This window comes from Arthrobacter sp. CAN_C5 (assembly GCF_017875735.1).
Classification (GTDB): domain Bacteria; phylum Actinomycetota; class Actinomycetes; order Actinomycetales; family Micrococcaceae; genus Arthrobacter_D.
Genome location: NZ_JAGGMZ010000001.1, coordinates 3,041,817 through 3,065,894, shown reverse-complemented (window position 1 = coordinate 3,065,894; position 24,078 = coordinate 3,041,817). Strand labels below are relative to the sequence as shown.

Genomic DNA, 24,078 nt, shown 5'->3' with positions numbered 1-24,078 from the left:
AACCCGAGCCCGCGATAGTCTTGAGCCATGAGCTCCATATCCCCTGATCTGCTCGCTGTTCTCCGCTGCCCAGTCACCGGCTCAACCCTGGCCCACGAGGGGGAGTTTCTGGTCTCCTCGGAGCCCGACAGCACAGGAAGTCCGGTGCGATACAGCATCGACGAAGGCATCCCTGTGCTCCTCCGCCCCGAATTACTTGTAGCCGCGACCGCGGCTGGCTCCGACGAGCACGATGGGCCCCCAGCACACTAGTCCCTTCAGCAGCACCAACGAACAGGAATGCGCCACACCATGACCTTCGATTTCAAAGTTGCCGACCTCTCCCTCGCCGAGGCGGGACGCCACCAGATCCGTCTGGCCGAGCACGAGATGCCCGGCCTGATGGCCCTGCGCCGCGAGTTCGGTGCAAGCCAGCCATTGAAGGGCGCCCGCATTGCCGGCTCCCTGCACATGACCGTGCAGACCGCGGTCCTGATCGAAACCCTCACCGCTCTCGGCGCCGAGGTGCGGTGGGCTTCGTGCAACATTTTCTCCACCCAGGATGAGGCTGCCGCCGCGATGGTCGTCGGCACCGGCACCGCCGAGGAGCCAGCAGGAGTCCCGGTGTTCGCCTGGAAAAACGAGACCCTCGAAGAGTACTGGTGGACCACCACCCAGATCCTCAGCTGGCCTGGCGGCGCCGGCCACGGGCCGAACATGATCCTTGACGACGGCGGCGACGCCACCCTCCTGGTCCACAAGGGAGTGGAGTTCGAGGCCGCGGGAGAAGTGCCCGCGGGACCGAACGAGGACGATCTGGATTACTCCCACGAATTTTCTGTGGTGCTCGACGTGCTGCGCGGCACCCTGGCTGAGGATCCCGAGAAGTGGACCCGGATCGCCGCCGACATCAAGGGCGTCACCGAAGAGACCACCACCGGCGTCATGCGCCTGTACCAGTTGGCGCAGCAGGGCAAGCTGCTGTTCCCGGCCATCAACGTCAACGACTCCGTCACGAAGTCCAAGTTCGACAACAAGTACGGCATCCGCCACTCTCTCCCGGACGGTCTCAACCGGGCCACCGATGTGCTCATCGGCGGCAAGGTTGTCGTGGTGTGCGGCTACGGCGACGTCGGCAAGGGTGCCGCCGAGGCGCTTCGCGGCCAGGGCGGACGGGTGATCGTCACGGAGATCGACCCGATCTGCGCACTGCAGGCGGCAATGGACGGGTACCAGGTGGCCAAGCTGGAGAGCGTCCTGGCGCAGGGTGACATCTTCATCACCACCACCGGCAACAAGGACGTCATCATGGCGGACCACATGGCAAACATGAAGCACCAGGCCATCGTGGGCAACATTGGACACTTCGACAACGAGATCGATATCGCGGGCCTGGCCAAGATCCCGGGAGTCCGCAAGGTGGAGATCAAGCCTCAGGTGCACGAGTGGGTGTTCGCCGCCGATGAGGCTGCAGGCACCGCCGAGCACTCGATCATCATGCTGTCCGAGGGGCGTCTGCTGAACCTGGGCAACGCCACCGGCCACCCCTCGTTCGTGATGAGCAACTCGTTCGCCAACCAGACGATCGCCCAGATCGAGCTCTATACCAAGTGGATGCAGAACAACCTCGAAGGGACCCGCGAGTACGCGAACCAGGTCTACGTGCTCCCCAAGATCCTCGACGAAAAGGTGGCCCGGCTGCACCTCGACGCGATCGGGGTGGAGCTGACCGAGCTCACCAAGAGCCAGGCCGAATACCTGGATATTGATGCGTCGGGCCCCTACAAGTCGGACCACTACCGATACTAAATAGATAGCCCGACGTGGCTGCCACGTCGAATTGAACTGCAACGGCCACCCCAGGACGTAAAATCTGTCATGGGGTGGCCGGTTTTTTATTGGATGCAGGCAGGGTAGATGAGGGATCAGCAGCAGGGCATGAGTAAAAGCCATCAGGGCCTGGTCATTGGTGGGGTTTCGGTGGCAGCCATCCTGATCGCTGCGGCCGCCGCGGTAGCAGTGGCCCCCAATTGGGCAGGCACCGGTGACAACGTGCCTGCTGCCATCTCGACGTCCACGAGCGCTGCACCCACGCCAACCCCGACGACGGCATCAAATGCGCCCGAGCCGACCGTTGCAGCCGGTCTCGCCTACAACGCGTTTCCCGCTGACGGCGCTGCACAGGTGAACCCTGTGACCGCGCCGGAAATCCGTGCTGAGGGCGGCGTCATCGAAAGTGTCACCCTCCGGACTGCCGGCGGGGAGCCGGTGACCGGGACGCTCAGCGAGGACAACTCAGTCTGGACCGCCACCGACCGGCTCGCTTTCGCGACCGGCTACATCTTCGAGTTTGTGCTGTCGGATGCCGATGGGAACGCCGTGACCGAGTCGCACAGTTTCAGTACCGTCATGCCCGCCAATGAGGCGGACGCGGCGATGTATCCGCGGGACGGTTCGACAGTGGGAACCGGACAACCCATCGAGATCAACTTCAGCGAACCTGTCATTATCCGTGATGAGGTTGAGTCCGCGATTACCGTCACCAGTTCCAGCGGCCAGACCGGTGCGTTCTATTGGCTCAGCGACACCAAGGTGCGCTACCGGGCCGAAGAGTTCTGGGCGCCGAACAGCACGATCACCGTCGACATGGAACTATTCGGGGTCGACTACGGCAACGAGATGATCGGGAACTTTGACGACCAGCTCGTGTTCAACACCCACAACACCCGGCTGGCCGTCGTTCGACAATGAGACGAAAATGATGAAGGTCTACATCGACGGAAACCTCGCCGAAACGTTCCCCATCACGCTGGGCACCGAGGAATGGCCGTCGACCATCGGGTTCCACGTGGTGATGGAACAGTATGAGTCGACCAGGTTCACGGCCGAGTCTATTGGCCTGGAACCGGGCGACGAAGCCTACTACGAGCCCACCGTGGTGAACCACGCGAGCCGGATTTCCAACGGAGGGGCGTTCGTGCATGAGGCGCTTCCCGCGGCGCAGGAGGCGCTGGGCAACTTCAACGTCTCCCACGGCTGCATCGGAATGTCGCCGGAGGGGGCGAAGTACTTCTATGACACGTTCGGGCCCGGCGACGTGGTCGAGGTCCGCAACACCGGCTACGGTCCAATGTTCATGTGGGATGGCTTCGGGGACTGGAATACCCCGTGGAGTGAGTACAACAGCCAGCCCTAGAGGGTCACGCAGAGCCAGCCCCGGAGGGCCTGTCCTGCAGTGCGCGGCCTGCCGTGCTCGTCCTGCCGTGCACAGGCTCCGGTTGCTACTGGCTGAACGGCAGCTTGTGGAGCCGGTCGGTGGTCCGGGTGGTGCGTTCGCGCTGGCGGCGCAACCGGCTAAGGTCCCTGTTCCGGCGTTCGGCAAGCACCGCGTTGAGGAAATCCTCCGGGTGGGTGCCCGATGGGGGTGGCGGTGCAACAAAGGGTGAAACTTCCGTTGCCAGGTCGACGGCGAGGGTGTGGCGGGCCAGGGGAGTGAGCCGGGAGGCCTGACCGATGAACGCCGTCACGCGCCGGGCCAGCGCGTCCGGGAGTGCCATGACGTCGGCTGTGGCAAGCCAGCCTGCCAGCTGCGGGGGAACCACCGCGAGGGTTCGCGGTTTCTCCACCACCCGCTCGTGCATCGAGTATGTGCCGGCCAGGAGGTCGCCCAGCCTTTTGGAGCGTTCGTTGAACACGGCCACCAGGAAGGCAAGAGACCCGAACAGCAGGTAGATCTCGAGGACGCCGAGCATGCCGCGAATGAAGGCGTGCCGGAACCGGATGGCGCCGCCGTCGTCGCGAACTATCCGCAGCCCCATCACCAGCCGGCCGAGGGACTTGCCCCGGGTGATGGTCTCCACGGTCACCGGGACCACCAGTATCACGAAGATCAGGAGCACCAGCACCAGCGCCTGGGTCAGCGCCGGATCGAACGAGCCGCCCAGGGTCCCACTCACGCCCAGGATGATTGCCAGGACCAGGATCGCCTGGGCAACAATGTCGATGAGCAGGCTGATGCTCCGGGCGCCGAAGGAGGCAGGCCTGAGTTCGAGGACTACCGCCTCGCCAGTGACGACCGAACTCATACTGCGTCCCCCTGCCTTGTGCGCTTATACCCGCCCAGTTTGTCCCTCTGAAGCCCAACGCCCTCATCGAAGCCCGAACAGCGTCAGTGAGGGCTTTCCTTCTGAAGCTTATCTGGCGTCGCCCGGCTAAGCTGAACGGGTGGATGTCGATGCTTTCGTTGAGGTGAACCGCCCGGACTGGGAGCGGCTTGATGAGCTGGTGCGGCGGCGGAAACTCTCTGGCGCGGAGGCCGACGAACTGCTGGTCCTCTACCAGCGCACCTCCACCCACCTGTCAATGATCCGGTCGATTGCGCCCGAAAGTGCGCTCTCCGGTGCCCTGTCGATGCGGCTGTCGCGGGCGCGGACCCGCTTCACCGGTGCGCGCTCCAACTTCATGGAAGACGTCGCCGGGTTTTTCGTGGCGTCCCTCCCGGCAGCGTTTTACCGGGTCCGCTGGCTGACCGTCGTCGTCGGCGTGTTGTTTATCGGGGTCGCCTGGCTGTACGGGGCCTGGGTGGCAGGCACTCCCGGTGTCATCGCGGCGATGGGTGGTGACGAGTTCGCCGAGCAGTATGTGCAGGAAGATTTCGTCAACTATTACTTCGAGAATCCGGCGGCGTCGTTCGCGGGTCTGGTGTGGACCAACAACGCGTGGATTGCCCTGCAGGCGGTTGCCTTCGGGGTGACAGGCGTGTGGGCGCCATGGATCCTCTACCAGAATGCCCAGGCCGTGGGCATGGCCGGTGGCACGATGGCCGCCTATGGGGAGCTCGATACCTTCTTCATCTACATCCTGCCGCATGGACTCATGGAGCTTACAGCCATCTTCATTGCCGCCGCCGCAGGCCTGAGGCTGTTCTGGGCGTGGGTGTCGCCGGGCGCCCGGAGCCGCGCGAATGCGCTCGCCGAGGAGGGGCGCTCCCTGATCACCGTTGCGCTGGGCCTGGTGCTCGTCCTGTTCATCTCCGGACTGGTCGAGGGTTTCGTCACCCCCAGCCCACTGCCAGCCTGGCTGAGAATCAGCATCGGCTTCCTCGTGTTCGCTGCGTACTGGGTGTACACCCTCCTGCTCGGTCGCCGGGCGGTCAACGCGGGGTACACCGGCGACTTGTCGAGCATTGACCGCGGCGAGACCGTTCGCACGGCCTGAGGGTACCCACTGGCTTCGGCTGTTCCCGGTATGAGGGGTCCGGCGCCCAAGGTCCTGTGTCCAGCCGACTCCGGTTTCTGTTGCCCGACGTCGGTCCGGCCTCCGCAGGTAAACGGGGTTCGGCGGTACGCTCGAACGTAAGTACTTGCGCAATTTTCTAGGAGATAACCCAGTGGCTCAGAACGACGAGACCGACCAGCATCCCGGAGCTGACTCAACCTCCCCGGAGGCCAGCGCCGCTGCCACCCCAGCGCCCGTCGAATCTACCGAACCTGCTGACGAACCTGCCACTGCCTTGCGCAGTTCGCTGCCCATGCGCAAGGCAGGCACCATGCCGGATCTTAGCCGGTTCGAGGGTCGGACCATTGATGGCGACGAGGCGGAGAACGATCCGCATGATCGCGAGTCGGCCACGGCTGAGCCCGCGGACAGTGAGCCTTCGGGCGGCCTGCCCGCGGAAGGACAGCCTGCGGGAGGCCAGCGGGAAGATGCGCTCGCGAATGACGTCTCCGCGAACGACACCTCCTCGAACGAGACTCCCTCGAACGACACTCTTACTGGTCGCTCTTCTGACGCGGGAGGAGCCTACTTGTTTGCGGACGCGCAGAACACCTCCGACACTTTGGGCGCCCACGACGCCGATGATAGTCATGACACCCACAGCACCGCGGGCAACTACAGCACGGTAGATTCCAGCACTGGAGGCCACGACAGCACGGGTGACTCCAGCAGCGCGGGCCACGACAGCACGGGTGACTCCAGCACTCTTCCGGGTTCGCCGGTAGCCGCTGGTACTCACGCTGCTAATGCAGCCGCAGCTGGACCGGGTACCGATGAGGAGCACGAGGTCTCCTTGGCGCACAATGCCACCTCTGCTGAGACGGAGTCCTCGGAATCGGAGACCGTCGAGTCCGACGCTCAAGACGTTTCCGAGGCTAAAGAAGATCCCGAGTCGCACAGCTCCACCGCCACAGCGGTCGCTGCTCCCGTGTCGGCTGCGGCGGTTGCCAGTGCCGGGACTGAGGACGGCTCCCGCACGAGCAGCGACGACGCAGAGTCCGCCCCCTATGATCCGGAGCCCGAAACGGCAGCACTGTCCACCAGGGCATCCGAGGAGGAGGCACGCCGTCGGGCCGCCGAAAGAGACGGTGCGCTGACCGGAAAGCCGGTGATGGCGAGGGTTTTCCAGGTCCTCATTGCTATCTTCTTCCCCATCATCCTCCTGGCGGGCGCAATTCGGGCCGTCACATCACCGCTTTTCCTCTGGGTGGAGTACCACCGTCCCGGATTCCCCGCGGACGGATTCGGCTTCAACACTGAGGATCGCATGACCTACGGGTCCTACACGGTCGACTACATCCTCAACTGGGCACCCCCTCGTTATCTGGGCGAGCTGGTCAACGCCGACGGCGACCAGCTGTTCCTGGACAGCGAGGTGGGCCACATGCTTGACGTCAAGCTGGTCCTGGTGATCAGCTTCGCCGTGGCGCTGGCAATGCTCGTCTTCACCATTGCCGCCTGCTGGCACCTGGCACGCACCTATCCGGGTGGCGTCCGCCGCAGTCTCTTCGCCGGAGCCCTGACCACGCTGGTGTTGATGATTGCCCTCACGGTGACCGCCATCCTCGGCTGGCAGACCTTCTTCACCCAGGTGCATGCCCTGTTCTTCGCTGATGGTACCTGGACGTTCAGCGTGGACGACACCCTGATCAGGCTCTTCCCGGCGCAGTTCTGGATGGACGCCGCGATTACCGTGGCGGCACTCGTACTGATCGTCTCGGTGGTCACACTGATTCTGACCTGGCCTACCAAGGCCCGCCGGCAGAAGTCCCGCCTGGCAGCAGATGCTGCCCGGCAGCGTCAGATGGACTCGCTCTCACTCTAGGGGCGGGGCGTTTGACCGCTTCTGGTCGGGTGCAAAAAATACTTAAGAAAAGTTTTCCAGGCCCCCGGATCGGACCCTATTTTGGGGGTGGCGGGTGATGAACTTAAGGTATGAAAGGCAGAGAAGCTTCTTCTACCGGACCGGAGATCCCTCCCGGATCTGGCGCGGATTCCGCTTCCGATAGCGAGACCCCGGAAGCCACTGCGGACACGTCCACAGGAACTTCGACGGATACGCCTACGGATACCTCCACTGGGACTTACGCCGGGGCTTCCACCGGGTCTTCTTCTGGGTATGGGCCGGCCGGTCCGTTGGGTGTTGAGTCAGTGTGGACGGCCCCGGTCGTTGAACAGCCGGAGTCCAATTCGAGCGACACGGACCCGGCTGAAGCTAATCCGAACGATGCAGATCCCGCCGGAGAAGATTCTCCGGAGTCAGAATCCACTGAGTCGGAATCAGCAGAGTCTGATTCGGCGTGGTTGTTCTCTGAATCGTGGGGTTCCTTTCACCTGGGAGACGACCCGGATGAACGAGTCCGTTCCAGCAGTGCACCTCCCGCACTGACTGGGCAGCTTCAACTGGCGGCGGTGGGTGGTTTGGACGCCTGTCAGGCGTTGGACACGTTGAAAGACATCGACGAAGCACGGTCCTGGCTCGACGCCCAGGAAGCCAAGATTGTTACCCGGGTCCTGAACCTGCAAACCGAGCAAACCCGCCACGACCCCCGAGGTTGGGGTTACGAAACAACGCTCACCGCCACTGAAATTGGGGCGGCGTTGCATTTGCCGGACCGGACGGCCGGGTTCCTGGTCGAACACAGCACCCTGCTCACCCGGTACTACCCGGCCACCCTGGAGGCATTGGAGGCCGGGAAACTCAGCCGGCGGCACGCCTGGGCCGTCGTGGAGGAAGCGACCAGCATCCCCGACACCGACCCCACAGCGACAGCCGAGTTCGAGGCTCGGCTTATCGGGATGGCGTCCCTGACCACTGTGGTGAAGTTTCGGCAGCAGGCGAACCGGCTCCGGGAAAAACTCCACCCCGAAACGATCACCACCAGGCACAAGAGAGCCGTGAAGGAACGCGGGGTGTACTTGACCCCTTCCTACGACGGGATGGCCTGGCTCGAAGCCTACCTGGGAATAGCAAGTTGATTTGGCCCCGGGTTCGCCGCTTGTTTTGGCCCCACCCTGTTGGTGTTCCGGTCAGTTTTGCCGGGACTTGTTGATGGTCTGTTGGGTGGTTTTCAGCCGGTAGGAATCGGTGCCGGTGTTGATGATGTGGCCGCGGAAGGTCAGCCGGTCCACGACCGCCGCCGCGAGGCGCGGGTCGGTGAACGTCTGGCCCCACTCGCTGAACGGGGCGTTGCTTGCGCAGGCGATGGACGCCCGTTCTTCCCTGGCCGTGATGATCTGGAACAAAAGCTCGGCGCCGTGGGTATCGAGCTTGACGTAGCCGACCTCATCGAGGCAAAGGAGATCCAGGCGCGCGTATTTGCCCACCAGCTTTGATAGCTCCTTGTTGTCGGCAGCCTCGACGAGTTCGTTGACCAGCGCGGCCGTGGTGATGTAGCGGACCCGCCGTCCCTGCTCGGCGGCGGCCATGCCCAGGCCGATGAGCAGGTGTGTTTTCCCGGTCCCGGAATTGCCGAGGAGTACCAGTGGTTCCCCGGCATCGATCCACGCGCCGGTGGCCAGGTGTGTCAGGGTCGCCGGCGGCAGGTCAGGGATCTGGGCCAGGTCCAGGTCTTCGAGGCGTTTGCTGCGAGGGAACTTCGCTTCCTTGATCCGCCGGGCCCGGGCGCGGTTATCGCGTTCCTCGCATTCATAGGTCAGGACCTCGGCGAGGTAGGCCTGGTGGCTGAGGCGCTGCCGGGCGGCTTCGGCTGCCATGGACCCGGCGACCTGCGCGGTGCCTCTCAGATACAGGGTTTTGCAGGCTGCGCCGATCGCCGCCGCGGCGGCGGGCTCACTGAGCTGGCCCATGGACGGTCCTTGCCCGGCGCTCATCGGCTGCCCGCCGCGGCCAGCAGCCCGTCATAGCCGGCCAGCGAGGGCTCCCAGCGGTCGGGCAGGTGCCTGATCCGTCCGGAAACTTCATCAGGTAGCGCCGCCGGGACGTGGTGGAAGCTCTGGCTGGCACGGGCGTGGATGGCCAGATGATCGGGGTCGAAGTCCCCGGTCCTCACGGCGTTCTCCATGGCGCCGGTGACCGCGGCGGCCGGCAGGGTCCGGGCCATCAGCAGGACCTCGATCAGGGCCTTCGTGCCGGCCTTGTCGCCGAGCGCGGCCCGGGCCCTGTCCCAGTATTTCTGGTGGGCTCCGGTGAAGGCCCCGGAGGCGCGGGCGGCCATCAGCGCTGTTGCCCCGGCCAGGGCGCCGGGTTTGCGGGTGAGGACCTCAAGGTAGTGGTCCAGTTCCAGGACGTAGGAATACTTGTGGATGGCCCGGACGTGGGACGCGATCCGGGCGCCTTCGGCGAACATCTCGATGGTGCGGGCACCGAGCCGGACGCTGACCCGGCGCCCGGCATAGCGGGCCGGGACCGAGTAGTAGGACTGGCGGACGCAGACCTGGGACTTGTGGTCGGCCTTGAACGAGAACGTCGAGGCGGCCTCGAACGTGTCCGCCGGCAACGGCCGAAGCATGCCGGCTTCCTCCGCTGCCGCGGCACCGACGGTGACGGGGCGGCCCGTGATGACGCGGTGGTCGTCTTTGACATCGCAGCCAGCCATATACGCGTTCAGCCCGGCCAGGGTATCGAACTCCGGAACCGGGGTCAGCCAGCGGCGGCGGAACCTGCCGACTTCACCTTCGACGCCGCCCTTTTCGTGGGCGCCGTCGATGCCGGGCAGGCAGAAGAACGAGTCGAACCCGTAATGGGAGCGCAGGGCGATGAAGCGTTCGTTTTCCAGCCGTTCACGGCCCAGGATCACGGTGGTGACAGCGGGTTTGAGGTTGTCGTAGCGGATCATTTTGGCCGGGATCCCGCCGAAGCGTTCGAACGCGGTGTTATGCCCGTCCAGAAAGGACTCCTGCGACTGGTTCGCGTAGGCCACATGCGCGGCGCGTCCGGAGTAGGACAGCCGCATCACGAACATGAACAGCTTCGCCTGCACGCCGCCGATCACGGCCTGGAACTCGCCGAAATCGACCTCGGCTTCCCCGCCCGGGGTGTGGGTCTGCGGGACCGCGACGTCAGCCTGCGTGTCGACGAGCCCGCGGCGGATCCTGGCCACAGCGTGGGCGACCGTGGACTCGGCAACCACGACGCCGTGTTCATCGACCAGCCGCTGCCAGATCCGGCGGGCCGTGTGGCGCTGTTTGCGCGGTGACTTCTGGTCCGCGGTCAACCAGGCCCGGATGGTGTCCTCCCAGGGCCCCAGCTTCGGAGCCTTCCGCTCCGGCGTCTTCCGTGCCGGCGGCGTGGCCTCCGCCAACGCGGCCCGGACGGTACGGCGGTGAACGCCGTGCACCCGTGCCAACTCTCTGACCGACATATCTTTATCCCTCGCATCAAGGCGGATACGCTCGAATTGCTTCACTCTCGATCTCTCTTTCAAACCCGTTCCGATCTCTTCGTCTTGGCCGACAAAAAGAACGCTACGGGCGGGTCGAGGGTGGGGCCACTTCAAACGGCTAAAAGTCCCCTAAGTGGGGCCATTTCAGAGTGCCATACCCACCTACCTATCCCTCGACCAGGCTGCCGGGATTTTCCACCGCGTCGACACCGCCGCCCGCGCATTACAAGGCCCCGACGAATCCCGGACCCTCACCCAGTTACGCGCCGACGTCCTCACCGATGTCCTGACCAGCGCCGGCGCCACCGGGCACATGAGTGCCGTGGAACCCGCCACCGGAGAACCCGCCGGCGAGGCCGCTGCTACCGAAGAACCTGTCACCGACGGTGCCAGCGAACCGGATGGCACGGATAGCCCGGATGCAACAGGGGTGCCGGATGGAACAGGTGTGCCGGATGGCACGGGTGGGCTGGTGGGCCGTGGTGGTGCAGGTGCCTACTGGGGTGTGCAGGCGAAGGTGTTCGTTACTGTCCCTGTGATGACTCTCCTCGGCGGTGATGCACCGGGTGAACTCGAAGGGTACGGGCCGATCGACCCCGACACTGCCAGGAAACTCGCCGGGCACGCACCATCTTTCACGAGGATCCTCACTCACCCCTTCACCGGTGCCAGGCTCGGCGCCGACGCCACCACCTACCGGGTCCCCAAAGACCTCCAGGACGCAGTCAGAGTGCGGGACCGGACCTGCCGGCATCCGGGGTGTAACCGGTTGGCGGTGTTCTGCGAACTCGACCACACAACGCCTTGGTCACAAGGCGGGAAAACCAGCTACGGCAACCTGGCAGCGTTGTGTAAACGCCACCACAAGCTCAAATCCGAGGGCTACTGGCATTACCGACAACCTGAGCCAGGAATGATCATTGCGATCTCACCGATGGGCGAAACCTACCTCACCCGGCCAGATCCACCACCGGCACCACTCCCGGAAACCCCGCCACCCTTCTAAGTGAGCGCAGTCCTTCAAAGCCAGGCACGTTCCAGCCGGGCACGTTCCAGCAAGGCACGTTCCAGCCGGGCACGTTCCAGCAAGGCACGTTCCAGCCGGGCACGTTCCAGCAAGGCACGTTCCAGCAAGGCATGTTCCAGCCGGGAACGTTCCAGGACCCCTTGTTTCCGGCAGCACTGCTGTTCCAGAGGCAGATTGCTGCAACGGCTCAGGGGGTGCTGTAGAGGTTCTCCAGTTCGCTTTTCAGGTCGGCGACAACGGCTGCGCGCTTGAGTTTCAGGGTGGGGGTGAGGTAGCCGGAGTCCGGTCCAAAGTCCTGGTCGCGCACAGTGAACTTGCGGATCTGCTCGGCGGCAGAGACGTGGGAGTTGGCCTCGTCCACGGCGGACTGCAACTCCGCGCGAACCCCGGCATGTGATGCTGCCTCGGTGACGGTCAGCCCACCCAGACCTGCTTCCGTTCCCCAGGTCGCCACGGCTTCCGGGTCGAGCGTCAGGAACGCCCCGATAAAGGGCCGACCGTCACCCACCACGACCGCGTGGGCAATCAGCCGGTGTTCCCGGAGGGTCTCCTCCAGCGGCCCGGGCGCCACGTTCTTCCCACCAGCGGTGACCAGTAGGTCCTTCTTGCGGCCGGTGATGGTCAGGAACCCGTCCTCGTCCAGCTGGCCAACGTCGCCGGTCCGGAAGAAGCCGTCCTCGGTGAAGGCGTCAGCATTGGCTTGCTGATTGTTGTGATAACCCTTGAACACCCCCACGCCCTTGATCTGGATCTCGCCGTCGGTGTCCATCCGCACGGTGGTGCCAGGCATCGGAATGCCAACGCTGCCCACCCGGGTCAGTGCAACAGTGTTGGCCGTGCACGGCGCCGTGCTTTCGGTCAGACCGTACCCCTCCTGCACCTGGATACCCGCGCCGCGGAAGAAGTGCGCCAGGTGTTCGCTCAACGGGCTCGCGCCGGACACCGTGTAGGTCACTTCGCCACCAAAGACCCCCCTGAGTTTGGGGTAGAGCAGCCGGTTGAATAGTGCATGCTGTGCCTTGAGTACTACCGAGGGGCCACGGCCGCCACGGGCAGCAGTGTCCAGGGCCCGGGAGTAAGACACGGCTGTGGCGGCACTGATCTCGAACAGGCGGCCCTTGCCGGCATCTTTGGCTTTCTGCTCGGCGGTTGCGTAGATCTTCTCGAAGATGCGCGGCACGACCAGCAGGAACGTCGGCCGGTAGGCCGAAAGGTCCTCCAGCAAGTCGGCGGCGTTGGCCGTGTGTCCGAGCTTCACACCACCGGCCAGGCACACCACCTGGACAGCGCGGGCAAGCACATGCGCGAGTGGCAGGAACATCAGCGTCCGCGCGTCCTTCTCGCGGAGCAGCTCAGGCAGGAACTCAAGAGTGTTCACTGCAAACAGGGCGAAGTTCCCGTGCGTGATTTCGCAGCCCTTCGGGGCGCCGGTGGTCCCGGAGGTGTACACGAGCGACGCGACGTCGTCGAGGTTGCGGCTGGCACGGGCAGCTTCGAGCTCGTCATCCCCAATGGCCGATCCCTCCGAGACAAGCGCTGCAAAGGTGTCCCCGCCGTCGTCGTTGTTCATCAGGTACAGCCGATTGTCCGAATCCGTGCCACCGAGCGCGCTCCGGACCACCGCCGCTTTGGCGTCGTCCTCGACAAAGATGATGCCGGCGGCAGAGTCCTGAAGGATCCAGGCCACCTGCGACGCCGAGGAGGTCTCATAGATCGGAACGGTGACAGCCCCGGCGAACCAGATAGCGACGTCGGCCAGAGTCCACTCATATCGGGTTTTCGACATCACGGCGACCGTGTCACCGGGGCGCACCCCCCGTGAGATGAGCCCCTTGGCGAGAGCCTGCACCTGGTCGAGGAATTCGGACGCGCTGATGTCCTGCCACTGGCCACCCTTCTTCACCGAGTACAGGGCGCCGTCGGGAGCCCTGCGGTGCTGCTCCAGGAGCAGGTCCGTGACATTGGTGTCCGCGGGGAGGTTCACCAGGAGTTCGGTGGTTGATTCACGCATGGGGCAGGTTTGCCTTTCACTAGGTGCGTCGTCGGGATGCAAAATCAGATCCAGCTGGGCATCCACATGCGGAGCCGCCACTGGCTGTAGGGGATCAGTTCTGCCGTCCAGATTGGCAGGAAATAGGCAGAAAGCAATACCGCCGCCGCCACGAACCCGCCGACGAGGATCAGGCCCAGACGCCGCCGGCTGGGCGGTTCGAAGGGCCTACCCAACACCAGGCCCAGGCAGTACACCAGGCCAAGGATCAGGAACGGCTGGAACGCGATGGCGTAGAAGAAGAAGGTGGTGCGTTCCGGGTACAGGAACCAGGGCAGATAGCCGGCCGCGACGCCCGCCAGGATGGCGCCGGCGCGCCAGTCCCGCCGTCCCACCCAGTAGAAAACCAGCACGATCAGGGCGATTGCCGCCGACCACCAGATCAGCGGGTTCCCGACCGAGCTGATGGCCCGGGAGCAGGCGTCGACGGCGCACCCCTGATCGGCCCCCAGATCGCCCTTGTAATAGAAGGACACCGGGCGTCCCATCACGAGCCAGGACCAGGGAGTCGATTCGTAGGGGTGCTCGGAGCCGAGGCCCTCGTGGAAGGTATAGGCGGCCCGATGATAGTCGGCCAGCGATCTGATCGACGCTGGCAGCCACTCCCATGCGGGCGCCGGATGGTCTGCTGCCCACTGGCGGTTGTACGCATCGGAGGACAGGAACCAGCCGGTCCAAGACGCCAGGTACGTCAGCGCTGCGAGGGGCACCATCGAAGCAAACGCCTGCAGCCCGTCCCGCAGGATGGCACCCGTGATCCAGCGGTGCACTCCCACGATCCTGCGGGCGTTCATGTCCCACAGCACCGTCATCAGGCCAAAGACCGCTAGATAGGGGATCGCCGACCACTTGGTGCCGACCGCGAGTCCCAGGCTGATGCCTGCGACGATCCGCCACGGCCGGAAACCCAGCCACGGCCCATAGAGCAGGTCCGCCGCCGACGGCCGCCCCGTCGGGGACGCTGCAGCCCGCTCCGACACCTTCTCCGCAAGGGTCCGCCGCGCGCGATTCCGGTCCAGCAGCAGCGCACCGAAGGCGACCACCAGCCAGAACATCAGGAACACATCCAGCAGGGACGTGCGGGAGTGCACCAGGTGATGGCCATCGACCGCGGTCAGCAGCCCAGCTACCGCACCGAGGATGGGAGACCCAAAGAGCCGCTGGGCTATGAGGGCAATGAACAGGATGGACAGGGTCCCCACGAGGGCCGCCGAGAAACGCCAGCCGAACGGGTTGTCGGAACCAAACAGTGCCATCCCCAGGGCGATCATCCACTTCCCGACCGGCGGGTGCACCACGTAGTCGGGGCTGCCCAGGATGATCCCGGTATTGCCGCTGTTGAAATCGGCGTCGGGCTCCTCCGGCCATTCCCGCTCGTAGCCGGACAGGAGGTAGGAGTAGGCGTCCTTGACGTAGTACGTTTCATCGAACACCAGGGTTGCCGGGTCCCCCAACCGGACAAACCGCAGCACCCCGCCGATGACCATGACCGCTAGCGGCAACAACCAGCCGAGGAGTCCCAGCGGCAGGCGTTCACCCAGCAGGCGGCGTCGCAGCACCAGCGCGTCATAGGCAGTTCGGGGGGTATGTACCCAGTCATGAGCCGACACCGCTGCCACCGGTGGTGGGGTAACGGCGGTATGGCTCACCCTGCTTATGCTACTGCCAGTGGGTGATCCCGCCCTCGGTGATGCGGGTCTACGCTGGGATGGTGAACAGCACTGGGAACGAAGCGGATTCTGACGACGACTACACCGATGGCGATGACGTGTCCCACCCGGACTTCGAGCCAGCGGCCGACGTCGGGACCGTCCACCCGGGTGGACGGCTGGTGTTGGCCGCGACGCCGATCGGCAACGCGGCCGATGCATCCGCCCGCCTGGTGTCGCTCCTGCAAACCTCTGACATTGTCGCGGCCGAGGACACCCGCCGGTTGCAGCGCCTGCTGAGGGCGCTCGAGATCAGGGTGCCAGGGCGCATTATCAGCTATCACGAGCACAACGAGGCCAGCCGGACGGCCGAACTGCTCGAGCAGGTGCAGGACGGCAAGACCATTCTCATGGTGACCGACGCCGGCATGCCGTCGGTTTCCGATCCAGGCTACCGGCTGGTGGAGGCGGCGATCGCCGGCGGGGTCACTGTGACCATGGCGCCCGGCCCGTCGGCGGTGCTGACGGCGCTCGCCCTGTCAGGGCTGCCCACTGACCGTTTCTGCTTCGAAGGGTTCCTGCCACGCAAGACCGGTGAGCGGAACTCACGCCTGGCGGAGTTGGCTGACGAGCGACGCACCATGGTCTTCTTTGAGGCTCCGCACCGCCTGGAGGTGATGCTGAGGTCGCTGCACCAGGTTTTCGGCCCCGACCGTCCGGCGGCAGTGGCCCGGGAGCTTACCAAACGCTATGAACAGGTGCTGCGGGGTCCTCTGGCGGAACTCCTGGCATGGGCAGAAAGTACCGAGGTGAGGGGTGAGATTGCCGTCGTCGTCGGCGGTGCACCACCTGCCGCGCCAGCGAAACCGGAGGACCGGGTAGCCGCGGTCGCAACACTGATGGACCAGGGCATCCGGCTCAAGGACGCGGTGGCCGCGGTCGCTGAGGAGTCGCGGATCAGCAAGCGGGAACTCTACGCAGCGGTGATCGCGGCCCGCTGACCGGGCGATGGCGCCGGGCGGGCGTTGTGCACCCGGACAGCGGGAAGTAGATCCGGCCGTGCAGGCTGGCATGGACAGTCCTGCAAGCGCGGGACTAGCGTGGTGCCCAGGCGGCAGATCGGCCGCGTCATGAATTTCCCGCAACGAAGAACCTCTTGGAGGCACCGACTATGGCAGTTACCACCCAGCGTGAGCAGGAACTTTTGGCGCAGGTTCCCACCGGACTGCTGATTGGTGGTCACTGGCGGGACGCCTCCACCGGGAAGACCTTCGACATTGAGGACCCCGCCACCGGCGAAACCCTGCTCACCATTGCGGACGCCAGCCCCGAGGACGGCATGGCAGCGCTGGACGCCGCCGCCGCCGCGCAGGACAGCTGGGCCCGCACCGCACCCCGTGAGCGCGGCGAGATCCTGCGCCGGGCCTTTGACCTGGTCACCGCCCGGGCGGACGACTTCGCCCTCCTGATGACCATGGAAATGGGGAAGCCGCTGGCCGAAGCACGCGGCGAAGTGACCTACGGCGCCGAGTTCCTGCGCTGGTTCTCCGAGGAAGCAGTCCGGACCACCGGCAGGTACTCCACCTCGCCCGACGGCAAGACCCGTATCCTCGTCAACAAGAAGCCTGTGGGCCCGTGCCTGCTGATCACCCCGTGGAACTTCCCCCTCGCGATGGCCACCCGCAAGATCGCCCCAGCCATCGCCGCCGGCTGCACCATGGTGCTCAAGCCCGCCAACCTCACTCCGCTGACGTCGTCGCTGTTCGCCGCCGTCCTGGAAGAGGCGGGCCTGCCCAAGGGCGTGCTCAACGTCGTCCACACCTCCGACGCCCAGGGCGTCACCGGGCCACTGATCGAGGATCCCCGGCTCCGTAAGCTGTCCTTCACCGGCTCGACGCCGGTGGGCCGGAACCTGCTGGCCGCCGCAGCCAAGAACGTGCTGCGCACCTCGATGGAACTCGGTGGCAACGCCCCGTTCGTGGTCTTCGAAGACGCCGACGTCGACGCCGCCGTAGCCGGGGCGATGCTCGCGAAGCTCCGCAACATGGGCGAAGCCTGCACGGCTGCGAACAGGTTCATCATTCACTCATCGGTGGCCGGGGAGTTCGCCGAGAAGTTCGCGGCAAAGATGAAGACCCTCCAGACCGCTCGTGGCACCGAGGACAACTCGACCCTCGGCCCCCTGATCGACGAGAAGAGCCGGACCAAGGTCCATGAACTGGTGACATCGGCAGTCGACGACGGCGCGACGGTCGTCGTCGGCGGCGCAGCCGTCGAGGGGCCGGGCTACTTCTACCAGGCGACGGTGCTCACCGACGTGGCGCCGGGATCCCGGATCCTGCAGGAAGAGATCTTCGGGCCGGTCGCCCCGATCATCACCTTTGAAACCGAGGACGACGCCGTTCGCCTCGCCAACGACACCGAGTACGGGCTCGTTGCCTACGTTTTCACCCGGGACCTCAACCGCGGGCTGCGCATCGGTGAACGGCTGGATGTGGGGATGCTCGGGCTCAACGCCGGGGTGGTCTCCAACGCAGCCGCACCGTTCGGCGGCGTCAAGCAGTCCGGGCTCGGGCGCGAGGGCGGTTCCGAGGGCATCGAGGAGTACCTCTACACCCAGTACGTGGGCATCGCCGATCCGACGGCTTCCTGACGTTCCCGGGGCGCCAGCTGGCCACATACAGCTAGCCCCGGGCGTCACCGGACAGCGACCGGGGCAGCAACAGCGCCCTGATCCTGGTTGCCCGGCTGCTGCGGTCGCGGAGCGCCCCGGCAACCGACTGCACGTCGTCCCAGCCGTCGGGCGGGGCCAGCTTCGGTGTGGTTTCCGTCCGGATGCCTGCCGGGGCACCCCCACTGCTGGGGGCAGGTGTTGGTAAGGTTCCGGAGACCGCGCTCAGCAGCGTGGGGTCCGCGTACTGGGCGGCTTCGTAGGCGGTCCGGAGCCGGACGAGAGCAGACCCCGCCGCCCCGTCGATCCCCGTGGTGGCGGCCAGCCGGGCCGTGAAGGTCCGCGGGGTGTCGACGGGCAGGGCGGGGTGACCATAGTCGGCGGCGAGATCCACGACCTCTGCCCAGGCAAGTGCTGCGGCAGCCCTGCCCCCGCCAGCTCCACTGAAGCGGCGTCGACGGCGCTGGCGGCGCAACACCCGCAGTAGCAGCGGGACGAAGAGCAGCAGCACACTTCCGAGCAGGACGCCCAGGACGAGCGTCGAGGTGTCGCGGGCACGGTCAGCTGTCTCTGACTCCGGCGGCAGGTCCTCGGCACCCTGGTCGGGGGTGCCGATGGTGCCAGGATCCGTGAGCGGGTTCCCACCGGGATCCAGGTTATCGGGGTTGGTTGCAGGGGCCCCGGGCGCGAACGCCGTCTGCGCGTACTCCGGGACCACGCCGCGGGACGGGGTCGGTTCGAACTTCACCCAGCCGAGATCATCAAAGTACAGTTCGGGCCACGCATGGGCGTCCAATGAGGTGACCGTGAACTCGGTGAGTTCCACGCCGTCGGGACCGGAGACCGATTCGCCGGTCGGGGTGCCCGGCGCGTACCCGACAGCAACCCTGCTGGGGATCCCCACCACCCGGGCCATCACGGCCATCGCACCCGCGTAGTGGACGCAGTAGCCGGACTTCGACTCCAGGAAGCGCGCGACGACGTCGAGACTGTTGCCGTCATACCCGCCCTCCACCGGGGCGTCGACGGAGTAGGTGAACGACGGTCCCCGAAGGTAGCTCTGGATTGCCAGGGCCTGCTCGTAGGGATTGACGATATCTTCCGTCAGTTGCACGGCGGTCTGCTCGATGATCCCGGGGGTGGTGTCCGGCAGGCGAAGGAACTGGGCGTCGACTGCGCCTTCGGGCGCCGGGCCGACGGCCTGCAACCGGGATCGGGTGAGCGCTGGGCCGGCACTCCGGACGACGTACTGCTGCTGTGCCGTCGACCCGTTGTCGGTCGCGATGACGCTGTGGTTCAACGGGTCCCAGGACCAGCGGCCCGCCAGATCGGAGAAGCCCACCGGAGCGTAGGGCGCCAGCAGCCACGGGCTGGTGAACGTGTCCGTGGTGATCCGGGTGGTCGTGACGGCGCCCTCGTCGATGGCCGCCCGCACCTCCTCGGTGCCCATCTCCTCGACCCCGGGCAGCCTCACGCCGTACCGCTGATCAGGTTCCCAGCGCTCCCCATCGAAGTCCTCAAGGGTCACCGCCCGCAGGTACAGGGCCTCGGGGGAATTGGTGGCGTAGGTGATCCGGCCGAAACCGGTGGGGTTCCGTAGGTCATTTCCCAGCGTCACTACCGGATTCAGTCCGGTCGCTGTGCCCCAGAGATTGACCCGAGCACCCTGGGGGAACAACCCCACATTGAATCCGGGGATGGCCAGGGGCACCAGGATGGTCACCGCGAGGGCTGCCGCGCCGATCGACAGTCCACGGGCAAGCCGCCCGCCCGACGCGTCCCGCGACGCCCCAGGTGTCTGGCTATCCCGCCACTGGCTGCAACCCAGCAGGATCAGGAAGCCGACGACAGCCGCCACAAAACCGGGCACCACGACGCTTTGCGGCCGCACCACGGCCGGCACCACCAGGATCGCAAGCAACGCCAGGCCGCTGGTGGCGGGCATCCGCAGGGTGGTCGCCAGCGTGTCGGTGAGGATGGCGATCAGACCCACCGCGGCGCAGACCACCATAAAGATCCCGGTTCCCGGAAGGACCGGGGCCACCTGGGACACCACAGTGTTCTCCGCGTGGTTCAGCAGGACGGTGAGCCGGCCGGCGGCGCCCTCGCCGGGGAAGATGCCGAAGACGCTTTGAGCGGGGAAATACTGCCACACCAGTGCACCCACCAGTGCCACGATGCCTGCCGCGGGGACCAACGCACCGGGCAGCCGGGCGCTGCGCGCCGCGCCCATGACGATCAGCACGGCGCCCACGGTGAAGGCCAGCGGGTTCAGCCAGGTCCACCCGAACAGCACCGAGTTCAGGTTCAGCGAGGTCAGCATGACCGCGGCGAACACGGCCGCCGTCGACAGCCAGTGACGCTGATCCCTGCGGAGCCGCCCACCGGAGCGGGGCTCCACCCGTTGCGGCGTCGGCATGGCAGGGCGGGGGAGGGTTGAGGTCATGATCGACCTCCCGTCCAGCCGCCCGCGGACGGCACCGTGGTCTTGGCGGTCGAAGCGCTGGCCGCGCCGGGCGAATCGAAGTAGGTCCAGGCCGCCGTCAGGTCGGCGAAAGGAGAGACGGCTACCGCATGCCACCCCGCGGCGCGCAGAATCTCCATCACCGGGTGCAGGTCCTGGGGGCGGTCCGCGACGAGGATCGCAAACGACGCCGAACCGAACTCTGCTGCCGCCGCGAGGTCGTGCGCTTCCGCCGCCGTGATGGCGCCGAGGATGGCGAGCAACGGGCCGCGGTGTTTGTAGGTGGCCAGTTTGTCCATCATCGGGTCACCGAACGGCGTGAACCGGTTCGGGCCGGCCTGGGTGGACCGTGACGGGCTCGCGGGGCGCCGGGACGGGCGCCGGGTGGTCCCCCGTTTCGTCGGATCGGGGGAGAGTTCCAGGGCGGCCAGCCCCTCGGCGACGTTGTGGATGCCGGTTTGGCCCTGGTGCTCCTCGTCGTCCGGCCAGGGGGCGGAGACCGACGAACGCAGTGCTGGCGCACCGGTCTCGTCGACGAACCGCAGGGCATAGTTCCGCTCGAGCAGGTGCGCGGTGATGGACATGGCGGCGACCACCGCCCAGTCGAACCCGGGGGTGGAAAGCAGGGCTGTGCCGTCGTCGTTCTCGACCCCGAAGGCAGTATGGAAGCCGGAACTGTACCTGGCCTGCCGATGATCGAGGATCAGGGTGGCCTCCGGGGTGGTGACCGACTCTTCCTGGCGCACCATCAGTTCGTTGTGGCGGGCGGTGGCAGCCCAGTGGACCCGGCGCATCGGATCGCCGGCCCGGTACTCGCGGGTCATGACGTCGTCGTCGCTGGGGTTGGCGTTGCGCCGGGTCGCGGCGAACCCGTCGGCCCCGCGGGCACCTGTCAGTGGTGAAGGCGGCAGGTCCAGGGCGGCGGGGGTGACGACAAGCCGTTCCGTCCCTCCCAGCGTGTGCCGGGACATTCCCAGACCAAACGGGTCGGTGAAAGCGGCGGTCACCGGGCCGACGTCGTACACGCCGCGGGCGGAGGAGCGCAGCCGGTACTCGTAGTGGCTGGCACCCTGGGCCCCGGGATGGCGGGAGGGGAACTGGAACTGCGGTGCATCCCCGAACCGGGCGGGAATCCTTTCCTGCATCACCACCGTCCCGCTGAGCGGACCACTGGAGGCGACCGACAGGGTGACGGTGGAGGTGAACCCGGTTTCCATCGTTTGCGGGGCAAATGTTCGCTCCACCGTAAAACGGGGTTTGATCAGGCGCAGCATCAGCACAGACAGGAGGGGGAGGCAGACCAGGAGCACCCCCACGTAGAGCAGGTCCCGGCGGCCCAGGATCTGGGCGGTCAACAGCGCCAGGACACCTGTGATGACCAGCCCCCAACCACGCGAGGTGAGGACCCGGGAGGGCAGTCTGGCCAGCAGGTGCATGGCGGGCCTAGGTTCGAAGGTAGGAGTTCGAGGCAGCGCGTTCCACCGGTACCTTCGAGAGGATTCCCGCCACCACTGATTGGGGCGTCTCCCCGGTGCTCAGCGCCTTGCGGTCCAGGATCAGGCGGTGCGACAGGACCGGCTCGGCCACCGCCGCGACGTCGTCGGGCAGCACGAAATCCCTGCCGTGCAGCGCCGCCCCCGCTTTCGCGGCCCGGAGCAGCTGCAACAGGGCGCGGGGGCTGGCACCCAGACGCAACTGGTGGTGCCCGCGGGTACCGTGGCCGATGGCCACCGTGTACTCCCGCACCGCGGGGGAGACGTAGACGCGTCGCACCCGCTCCATCATCGCTGCAATATCAGCCACATTCGCGGTCGGCCGGACCGCTTCAAGAGGCGACACGGACTGGTGGGTCTGCAGCATCTGCAGTTCGGCATTCCGGTCCGGGTAACCCATGGAGATGCGGGCCATGAACCGGTCCCGCTGCGCTTCGGGCAAAGGGTAGGTGCCCTCCATCTCGATGGGATTCTGGGTTGCCACCACCATGAACGGCTCGTCGAGGCGATAGGTGCCGCCGTCGACAGTGACCTGGTGTTCCTCCATGCATTCCAGCAGGGCCGACTGCGTCTTGGCGGAGGCACGGTTGATCTCATCGCCGATGACAATGTTGGCAAACACCGGGCCCGGCCGAAACTCGAACCGGTGGGTGTCCTGGTTGTAGATCGACACGCCCGACACATCCGAGGGCAACAGGTCCGGGGTGAACTGGATCCGGTTGACCGTGCAGTTGATGGTCCGGGCGAGCGTCTTGGCCAACAGGGTCTTTCCTACTCCCGGCACATCTTCCAGCAGCAGGTGCCCCTGCGCCAGCAGCACCGTCAGGGCCAGGCGCGCGGCATCCGGCTTGCCGTCGATCACCGTGTTGATCGACCCCAGGATCCGGCCCGCCAACTCGTCGAAGTGTTCACCGGACATGGGGCGTGTGCCACCCGCGGGATCGTCACGATCGGTGGTGACGTTGGGTGAGGCATTCGGTGAGGCGTACTGATGGTGGGCGTCCATGCGAACCTTCCGCGAGCACTGCACCCCGGTGTGCAGCTGAGTCGGTCAGCCCTGGTCGGATGCCCACCGCCGGTTTGGCAGTGGGCACGCAGCAACTGCTTGAGTACAGATTACTAGGACAACTTGCGGCCGTGGGGATAAGTTCCGCACTCAGTTCGCGGGTGGTTAGGGTTGAGTCATGCCTCATACAGCCATTCCGGCGGCGTACCAACCGGCGCCGTCCCGCACGACTCCCGACGGCGGCGCACCCGACGCTGGCGGGCGGAGCCAAAAGCAGCAGTACCCGCCAGCACCCGAACCGCTTCCCGTTCCCGTGATGGACAACCACACGCATCTCGACTTCCGCAGCGGGCTACCCCTGGTCAGTGTCGCCGCGGCCCTCGACGCGGCGGAAGCGGTCGGCGTCTGCGGTGCGGTGCAGGTGGGATGTGACCTGGAATCCTCCCGTTTCACCGTTGAGGCCATTACGCAGGAGCCCCGCCTGCTGGGAGCGGTCGCGATCCACCCGAACGACGCCCCGCTGCTGGCCGAGCAGGGCGGACTCGAGGCTGCGCTCGCGGAGATCGAGCAGCTCGCCGCCCATCCGCGGGTCCGGGCGATTGGCGAAACTGGCCTCGACTACTACCGGACCGCCGCCGCGGGACTCGACAGCCAGCAGTACTCCTTCCGCCGTCATCTCGACATCGCCAAACGGCTGGACCTGGCGCTCCAGATCCATGACCGGGACGCCCACGACGACGTCGTCGCCACCCTGCGCTCGGAAGGTCCACCCGACCGGGTGGTCTTCCACTGCTTCTCCGGCGGTGCGGACCTGGCCCGGATCTGTAACGAGCACGGCTGGTACATGTCCTTTGCCGGGACTGTGACGTTCAAGAACGCCGACAATCTGCGGGACGCGCTGCGCATTGCCGACCCGTCGCTGGTGCTCACCGAGACCGACGCCCCCTTCCTGACCCCGCACCCGTTCCGCGGGCGACCCAATGCGCCGTACCTGGTGCCCTACACGGTCCGGTCGATGGCCGACGTCCTGGACACCGATCTGGCACGGCTCTGCCAGTCGATCGCCGACAACACCCGTCGGGTCTACGGCCAGTGGGCCGATCAGTGACGATGCGCA

Annotated in this window: 20 protein-coding genes; 11 read left to right on the top strand and 9 right to left on the bottom strand. The window is 66.0% G+C overall.

The features are described from left to right. Nucleotides 1-27 precede the first annotated feature (27 nt). The 4 genes from H4V95_RS14295 to H4V95_RS14280 all read left to right on the top strand — a co-directional run bounded on the left by H4V95_RS14295 (nucleotide 28) and on the right by H4V95_RS14280 (nucleotide 3,175). Nucleotides 28-252, top strand: coding sequence for a Trm112 family protein (locus tag H4V95_RS14295; protein ID WP_196867755.1), 225 nt, complete (start codon nucleotides 28-30; stop codon nucleotides 250-252). Between the two features lie 39 nt (nucleotides 253-291). After that, complete coding sequence (gene ahcY / locus H4V95_RS14290) at nucleotides 292-1,788, top strand: adenosylhomocysteinase (RefSeq protein ID WP_209730912.1); 1,497 nt, start codon at nucleotides 292-294, stop codon at nucleotides 1,786-1,788. A gap of 108 nt (nucleotides 1,789-1,896) precedes the next feature. Next, nucleotides 1,897-2,730 carry an Ig-like domain-containing protein gene (locus tag H4V95_RS14285; RefSeq protein ID WP_209730911.1) on the top strand — a complete coding sequence of 278 codons (834 nt, stop codon included), beginning with the start codon at nucleotides 1,897-1,899 and terminating at the stop codon, nucleotides 2,728-2,730. Between the two features lie 7 nt (nucleotides 2,731-2,737). Further along, complete coding sequence (locus H4V95_RS14280) at nucleotides 2,738-3,175, top strand: L,D-transpeptidase (protein WP_209730910.1); 438 nt, start codon at nucleotides 2,738-2,740, stop codon at nucleotides 3,173-3,175. Between the two features lie 85 nt (nucleotides 3,176-3,260). On the opposite strand, the gene H4V95_RS14275 is transcribed toward H4V95_RS14280, so the two are convergent. Then, a complete protein-coding gene (locus tag H4V95_RS14275) occupies nucleotides 3,261-4,064 on the bottom strand; it encodes an RDD family protein (protein WP_209730909.1) in 804 nt (267 codons plus the stop codon). A 139-nt stretch (nucleotides 4,065-4,203) separates the two neighbouring features. Here H4V95_RS14275 and H4V95_RS14270 point away from each other — a divergent pair, with 139 nt between their 5' ends. The 3 genes from H4V95_RS14270 to H4V95_RS14260 all read left to right on the top strand — a co-directional run bounded on the left by H4V95_RS14270 (nucleotide 4,204) and on the right by H4V95_RS14260 (nucleotide 8,235). After that, complete coding sequence (locus H4V95_RS14270; RefSeq protein ID WP_209730908.1) at nucleotides 4,204-5,196, top strand: stage II sporulation protein M; 993 nt, start codon at nucleotides 4,204-4,206, stop codon at nucleotides 5,194-5,196. A gap of 172 nt (nucleotides 5,197-5,368) precedes the next feature. Further along, a complete protein-coding gene (locus tag H4V95_RS18815) occupies nucleotides 5,369-7,081 on the top strand; it encodes a TIGR01906 family membrane protein (protein ID WP_312884048.1) in 1,713 nt (570 codons plus the stop codon). A gap of 596 nt (nucleotides 7,082-7,677) precedes the next feature. After that, nucleotides 7,678-8,235 carry a DUF222 domain-containing protein gene (locus H4V95_RS14260; protein ID WP_245345718.1) on the top strand — a complete coding sequence of 186 codons (558 nt, stop codon included), beginning with the start codon at nucleotides 7,678-7,680 and terminating at the stop codon, nucleotides 8,233-8,235. A 51-nt stretch (nucleotides 8,236-8,286) separates the two neighbouring features. Here the strand turns inward: H4V95_RS14260 and istB are convergent, their stop codons facing one another. Together istB and istA are read right to left on the bottom strand one after the other, a co-directional pair. Continuing rightward, nucleotides 8,287-9,066, bottom strand: coding sequence for an IS21-like element helper ATPase IstB (istB, locus tag H4V95_RS14255; protein WP_245345517.1), 780 nt, complete (start codon nucleotides 9,064-9,066; stop codon nucleotides 8,287-8,289). A gap of 20 nt (nucleotides 9,067-9,086) precedes the next feature. After that, nucleotides 9,087-10,625: an IS21 family transposase gene (istA, locus tag H4V95_RS14250; protein WP_312883904.1), complete on the bottom strand. Its 1,539-nt coding sequence runs from the start codon at nucleotides 10,623-10,625 to the stop codon at nucleotides 9,087-9,089. Between the two features lie 109 nt (nucleotides 10,626-10,734). On the opposite strand from istA, the gene H4V95_RS18460 reads away from it, so the two are divergent. After that, nucleotides 10,735-11,607: an HNH endonuclease signature motif containing protein gene (locus tag H4V95_RS18460; protein WP_312884047.1), complete on the top strand. Its 873-nt coding sequence runs from the start codon at nucleotides 10,735-10,737 to the stop codon at nucleotides 11,605-11,607. Between the two features lie 14 nt (nucleotides 11,608-11,621). Here the strand turns inward: H4V95_RS18460 and H4V95_RS14240 are convergent, their stop codons facing one another. From H4V95_RS14240 to H4V95_RS14230, 3 genes are all read right to left on the bottom strand, one after another. Further along, nucleotides 11,622-11,735, bottom strand: a complete 114-nt coding sequence (locus H4V95_RS14240) for a pentapeptide repeat-containing protein (RefSeq protein ID WP_209730907.1) — start codon at nucleotides 11,733-11,735, stop codon at nucleotides 11,622-11,624. An 80-nt stretch (nucleotides 11,736-11,815) separates the two neighbouring features. Beyond that, a complete protein-coding gene (locus tag H4V95_RS14235) occupies nucleotides 11,816-13,639 on the bottom strand; it encodes a long-chain fatty acid--CoA ligase (RefSeq protein WP_196867749.1) in 1,824 nt (607 codons plus the stop codon). Nucleotides 13,640-13,683: 44 nt separating this feature from the next. Continuing rightward, entirely contained in the window at nucleotides 13,684-15,165 is a 1,482-nt protein-coding gene (locus H4V95_RS14230) for a dolichyl-phosphate-mannose--protein mannosyltransferase (RefSeq protein ID WP_245346202.1), read from the bottom strand. A gap of 281 nt (nucleotides 15,166-15,446) precedes the next feature. Between H4V95_RS14230 and rsmI the strand changes: the two genes are divergently transcribed. Next, nucleotides 15,447-16,328 (top strand): 16S rRNA (cytidine(1402)-2'-O)-methyltransferase, encoded by an 882-nt coding sequence (gene rsmI, locus H4V95_RS14225; protein ID WP_312884106.1) that lies wholly within the window; start codon nucleotides 15,447-15,449, stop codon nucleotides 16,326-16,328. 170 nt (nucleotides 16,329-16,498) lie between these two features. Then, nucleotides 16,499-17,980: an NAD-dependent succinate-semialdehyde dehydrogenase gene (locus H4V95_RS14220; RefSeq protein WP_209730905.1), complete on the top strand. Its 1,482-nt coding sequence runs from the start codon at nucleotides 16,499-16,501 to the stop codon at nucleotides 17,978-17,980. Between the two features lie 31 nt (nucleotides 17,981-18,011). Here the strand turns inward: H4V95_RS14220 and H4V95_RS14215 are convergent, their stop codons facing one another. From H4V95_RS14215 to H4V95_RS14205, 3 genes are read right to left on the bottom strand one after another with little or no spacing between them, the layout of a single operon-like run. Then, entirely contained in the window at nucleotides 18,012-20,444 is a 2,433-nt protein-coding gene (locus H4V95_RS14215) for a DUF3488 and transglutaminase-like domain-containing protein (RefSeq protein WP_209730904.1), read from the bottom strand. Then, nucleotides 20,441-21,898 (bottom strand): DUF58 domain-containing protein, encoded by a 1,458-nt coding sequence (locus tag H4V95_RS14210; RefSeq protein ID WP_196867745.1) that lies wholly within the window; start codon nucleotides 21,896-21,898, stop codon nucleotides 20,441-20,443. The genes H4V95_RS14215 and H4V95_RS14210 overlap by 4 nt, the downstream gene beginning before the upstream one ends. A gap of 7 nt (nucleotides 21,899-21,905) precedes the next feature. Continuing rightward, the gene (locus H4V95_RS14205) at nucleotides 21,906-22,961 is read right to left on the bottom strand and encodes a MoxR family ATPase (protein WP_196867744.1); all 1,056 of its coding nucleotides are present in this window, start codon (nucleotides 22,959-22,961) and stop codon (nucleotides 21,906-21,908) included. A gap of 178 nt (nucleotides 22,962-23,139) precedes the next feature. Between H4V95_RS14205 and H4V95_RS14200 the strand changes: the two genes are divergently transcribed. Then, nucleotides 23,140-24,069: a TatD family hydrolase gene (locus H4V95_RS14200; protein WP_209730903.1), complete on the top strand. Its 930-nt coding sequence runs from the start codon at nucleotides 23,140-23,142 to the stop codon at nucleotides 24,067-24,069. Nucleotides 24,070-24,078 lie beyond the last annotated feature (9 nt).

Coding starts and splice junctions, on each gene's coding strand:
- H4V95_RS14295 (WP_196867755.1), top strand. CDS start 28: ATGAGCTCCATATCCCCTGATCTGCTCGCTGTTCTCCGCTGCCCAGTC.
- ahcY (WP_209730912.1), top strand. CDS start 292: ATGACCTTCGATTTCAAAGTTGCCGACCTCTCCCTCGCCGAGGCGGGA.
- H4V95_RS14285 (WP_209730911.1), top strand. CDS start 1,897: ATGAGGGATCAGCAGCAGGGCATGAGTAAAAGCCATCAGGGCCTGGTC.
- H4V95_RS14280 (WP_209730910.1), top strand. CDS start 2,738: ATGATGAAGGTCTACATCGACGGAAACCTCGCCGAAACGTTCCCCATC.
- H4V95_RS14275 (WP_209730909.1), bottom strand. CDS start 4,064: ATGAGTTCGGTCGTCACTGGCGAGGCGGTAGTCCTCGAACTCAGGCCT.
- istB (WP_245345517.1), bottom strand. CDS start 9,066: ATGGGCCAGCTCAGTGAGCCCGCCGCCGCGGCGGCGATCGGCGCAGCC.
- H4V95_RS14235 (WP_196867749.1), bottom strand. CDS start 13,639: ATGCGTGAATCAACCACCGAACTCCTGGTGAACCTCCCCGCGGACACC.
- H4V95_RS14230 (WP_245346202.1), bottom strand. CDS start 15,165: ATGGTCATCGGCGGGGTGCTGCGGTTTGTCCGGTTGGGGGACCCGGCA.
- H4V95_RS14220 (WP_209730905.1), top strand. CDS start 16,499: ATGGCAGTTACCACCCAGCGTGAGCAGGAACTTTTGGCGCAGGTTCCC.
- H4V95_RS14215 (WP_209730904.1), bottom strand. CDS start 20,444: ATGACCTCAACCCTCCCCCGCCCTGCCATGCCGACGCCGCAACGGGTG.
- H4V95_RS14210 (WP_196867745.1), bottom strand. CDS start 21,898: ATGCACCTGCTGGCCAGACTGCCCTCCCGGGTCCTCACCTCGCGTGGT.
- H4V95_RS14205 (WP_196867744.1), bottom strand. CDS start 22,961: ATGGACGCCCACCATCAGTACGCCTCACCGAATGCCTCACCCAACGTC.
- H4V95_RS14200 (WP_209730903.1), top strand. CDS start 23,140: ATGCCTCATACAGCCATTCCGGCGGCGTACCAACCGGCGCCGTCCCGC.